The following is a 4,098-nucleotide window of genomic DNA, read 5'->3' on the forward strand; positions in this document are numbered from 1 at the left end:
GGCCGGAGCCTCCGCGCTGCCGCCCGCCGCGGCGCGCCCCGCGCCGGCGTCGCGGTCGGCGTTCGGGGGTCCGTCCGGCGCGTCGATGTTCGGCGCGCCCGTCACGGCGGACCTGCCGCTGGGCGCCAGCGAGGCCGGGGCGAGCGCCCGCGCCCGCGCCGCCGAGGCGCGCAGCCTGGAGGAATTGGAAACGGCCTTGCGCGCCTTCGACGGTTGCCCGCTGAAGGCGACGGCGATGAACACGGTCTTCGCCGACGGCAACCCCGCCGCTGACATCATGCTGATCGGCGAGGCGCCGGGCGAGGACGAGGACCGGCAGGGCAAGCCCTTCGTCGGGGTCAGCGGCAAGCTGCTCGACCGCATGCTGGCCCAGGTGGGGCTCGATCGCAGCAAGGTCTACATCAGCAACATCCTGCCCTGGCGCCCGCCCGGCAACCGCTCACCGACCCAGGCGGAGATCGCCGCCTGCCTGCCCTTCCTGGAGCGGCACGTCGAGTTGATCGGGCCGAAGGTGCTCGTGCCGCTGGGCGGCACCTCCGCCAAGACGCTGCTCAACCGGGCGGAGGGCATCACCCGCCTGCGCGGCCGCTGGTTCGACTACGCCTCCCCCGGACTGCCCGGCCCGCTGCCGGTCCTGCCGATGCTGCACCCGGCCTATCTGCTGCGCAATCCGATCGCCAAGCGCGAGGCGTGGCGCGACCTGCTGACGCTGCGCCAGCGCTTTCCGGGCTGAGTCGCCGCAATCGTCGTTTTTCCCCACCCTAACCCTCCCCCGCTGCGCAGGGGAGGGAACCGCCGCCACTCTGCGTAAGGCACCCTCCCCTGCGCAGCGGGGGAGGGCCGGGGTGGGGGAAAACACCACAGCGATGGTTAACGCTGCTGATTTCTAAAATGTCCCGCTTATTGCGTTTATTCTTGCGCACTCCTTCGAACATTCGAGATCCATAGATATTCCAAACATTGCCCAAGTACTTCGAAAGATCGGAGTGGTTTACCAAGTCGCCACTATGCCGTTGCGCCAAACGGCACAGAAAGACCCATGACCTTGCGCCAAAAGGGTCTTCCCACTGGGCTAGAGCCATTTTTCCGCCCCCACTAAGTTGCTGAAAACCCTTGCGAACAGACGGCGTTGACCGCTGTTGGGGAATCATCTTCTTGCGATTCCCGTCCACTGCGGTTATTCGAATACCATGTTCCGGATATTGTGCAGCGCAGCAAACACCGTCTCGCTGCGGCGGAAGGTCCTGGGAATGGCGGGGGTGGCGCTGGCGCTGTGCGCAGCACCCGACCCGACGGGCGGTTATCGTCCGGCCCAGGCCGGCCTTGTGATCCACGCGCCGGATGGACGACCCGTCGTCCCGCCGGGATTCGATCGTGCCGAGCAGAACCTGCTTCTGGCGACGGACGCCGACGCGCGCGCCGTCCAGCTGACGGAAGAGGATGCCCGCCATTACCGGCGCATCTTCGCCCTCCAGGAACGGGGCGAGTGGGAAGGCGCCGATTGGGAGATCCGCCTGCTGCGCGACCGCCGCCTGATGGGCCATGTGCTGCGCCAGCGCTATCTGCACCCCGACCGCAAGGCCGGCTACGACGAGCTGGCCGGCTGGCTCCAGCGCTACGGCGACCTGCCGGGCGCGGAACGCATCCACGCGCTGGCCCAGCGCCGCGCCCCCGCCGGCCAGCAGCGCGCCCTGAAGCCGCCGCGCGGCAGCGACGGGGAGCGGCTGACCGGATCGCTGGAGCGGCTTGGCGGCCTGCGCCCCGAACCGCTGCCGGAAAGCGTCTCAGACGAGGAACAGGGCGATTCGGACAAGAGCGCCGAGGCGGACGGGGACAAGACCAGGATCTCCGTCGCCCCGCGCAGCCGAACCGCCAGCCGCACCAACCACCCCACCCCGTCCCGCGTGACCGACCTGCTGCGCGCCGGGAAGCCGGGGGCGGCGCTCGCCCTGCTCAACCAGGACGACTTCGGGCGCGGCCTCGACTCGGTGCAGTATGACCAGGCGCGGGCGCGGATCGCCGCCTCGCTCTATTACTCCGGCGACGTGACGCAGGCGCTGTCGCTGGCCTCGGCCAGTGCCGCCCGTTCCGGCCCGGCGCTGACGGAGGCGCATTGGATCGCCGGCCTCGCCGCCTGGCGGCTGAAGCAGTATGACCGCGCCGCCCGCCACTTCACCAATCTGGCCGAGGCCGGCCCGCAGTCGCCCTGGCTGGCCTCCGCCGCCGGCTTCTGGGCCGCCCGCGCCCACGCCCGCCGGGGCCGCGAGGACCAAGCCCGCGCCCATCTGGCCGCCGCGGCGCGCTACCCGCACACCTTCTATGGCCTGCTCGCCCACCGCAAGCTGGGCGGTTCGGGCGACCTGAACTGGCGCACGCCGGAGCTGACCGGGGACCATCTGAAGGCGCTGTCCGCCCTGCCCGGCGGCACCCGCGCCATCGCCCTGATCCAGGCCGGCCAGCGCGAGGCGGCGGAGCTGGAGCTGCGCCGCATCCACCCGCGCGGCGACGCGCTGGCCGAGCAGGCTCTCGTGGCGCTGGCCGACCGCGCCGGTTTGCCGGGGCTGGCTCTCCAGGTCGGCAACGCGGTGGCCGGTCCGGACGGCGCGCCCTACACGGCGGCCCTCTACCCGGTGCCGCACTGGAAGCCGCGCGACGGCTTCGCCGTGGACCGGGCGCTGGTCTTCGCGGTGATGCGGCAGGAATCGCGCTTCGACCCGCGGCTGGTCAGCTCCGCCGGGGCCACCGGCCTGATGCAGATCATGCCGGCCACCGCCCAGCATGTGCAGGAGCGCAACGCCGACATCGGCGAGGCCGACGCCGCCCGCACCGGCCTGTTCGACCCCTCCACCAACATGGAGCTTGGGCAGCGCTACATGGCGGAGCTTCTGAACAGCCAGGACATCGGCAACAACCTGTTCCTGCTGGCCGCCGCCTACAACGCCGGCCCCGGCACGCTGGCGCGCTGGCGCCGCGAGCTGTCGGACATCGGCAACGACCCGCTGCTCTTCATCGAGAGCCTGCCCTACGCCGAGACGCGGAACTACGTCGAGAAGGTCGTCGCCAACTTCTGGATCTACCGGCTGCGGCTGGGGCAGGAAATCGAATCGCTGGACGCCGTTGCGGCGGGCGGCTGGCCGGTCTATATGCCGGTGGATGTCTTCCCGGCGGCCCGGTCCACCCAGGTCGCGCAACACGCCGAATCCGCCGATGCCGAAAATTGACGAAACCCGCCCGTTCCTGCCCGTCAACATCGCCGTCATGACCGTGTCCGACACGCGCACGCTCGCCGACGACCGCTCGGGCGACGCGCTGGCGGAGCGGCTGGCCGGCGCCGGCCACCGGCTGGGCGCCCGCGCCATCGTGAAGGACGACATCGCCGCCATCCGCGCCCAGGTCCAGGCCTGGATCGCCGATCCGGAGATCGACGTGGTGCTGACCACCGGCGGCACCGGGGTGACCGGCCGCGACGTGACGCCGGAGGCGGTGGAGGCCCTGTTCGACAAGGCGATCCCCGGCTTCGGGGAGCTGTTCCGCCAGCTCAGCTACGCCAAGGTCGGCACCTCGACGATCCAGAGCCGGGCGACCGGCGGGGTCGCCAACGGCACCTACATCTTCGCCCTGCCGGGTTCGCCCAGCGCCTGCCGCGACGCCTGGGACGACATCCTGGTCTTCCAGCTCGACAACCGCCACCGCCCCTGCAACCTCGTCGAACTGATGCCGCGCCTGCGCGAGCATCAGGTGTGACCGGCACCGCCGGCCTGCACGGCGCCCTGACGCGGCTGCCGGCTTTCGCCGGTTTGCCGCAAGGCGCGCTGGAACCGATGCCGCGCCGGGGCGTGGCGCACGACCATGTGAGGCTGTCGGGAAAGGGCCTGGTCGCCCGCGTCCCGCGCTGGAGCCAGCTCGGGCTCGACCCCTTCGCCAATCTGGAGCAGCAGGCCACCGCTTTCCGCCGCGCCGCGCCCAGCGGCCACACGCCGGAACTGGCCGCCGTCCTGCCGCCGGGGCCGGAGCTGCCCATGGGCGCGCTGGTGGTGACGGAGATCGTCGGGCGCCCGCCGCGCCTGCCGGGCGACATGCCGGCCATCGCGCGGGCGC

General features: G+C 71.5%; 3 protein-coding genes and 1 pseudogene. All 4 read left to right on the top strand.

Features of this window, described 5'->3' with window-relative positions; genetic code table 11:
• Window positions 1-733: uracil-DNA glycosylase (locus AC1DVI_RS31895; protein WP_476961395.1), on the top strand; the 733-nt coding region annotated here is incomplete at its 5' end.
• A 517-nt stretch (window positions 734-1,250) separates the two neighbouring features.
• The gene (locus AC1DVI_RS31900; RefSeq protein WP_476961396.1) at window positions 1,251-3,221 is read left to right on the top strand and encodes a lytic transglycosylase domain-containing protein; all 1,971 of its coding nucleotides are present in this window, start codon (window positions 1,251-1,253) and stop codon (window positions 3,219-3,221) included.
• Complete coding sequence (gene moaB / locus AC1DVI_RS31905; RefSeq protein ID WP_476961397.1) at window positions 3,208-3,744, top strand: molybdenum cofactor biosynthesis protein B; 537 nt, start codon at window positions 3,208-3,210, stop codon at window positions 3,742-3,744. The genes AC1DVI_RS31900 and moaB overlap by 14 nt, the downstream gene beginning before the upstream one ends.
• Window positions 3,741-4,098 (top strand): annotated as a pseudogene (locus AC1DVI_RS31910) (aminoglycoside phosphotransferase); the annotation flags it as partial. The gene moaB and the pseudogene AC1DVI_RS31910, both read left to right, overlap by 4 nt.

This window comes from Azospirillum sp. P4_B5 (assembly GCF_056402275.1).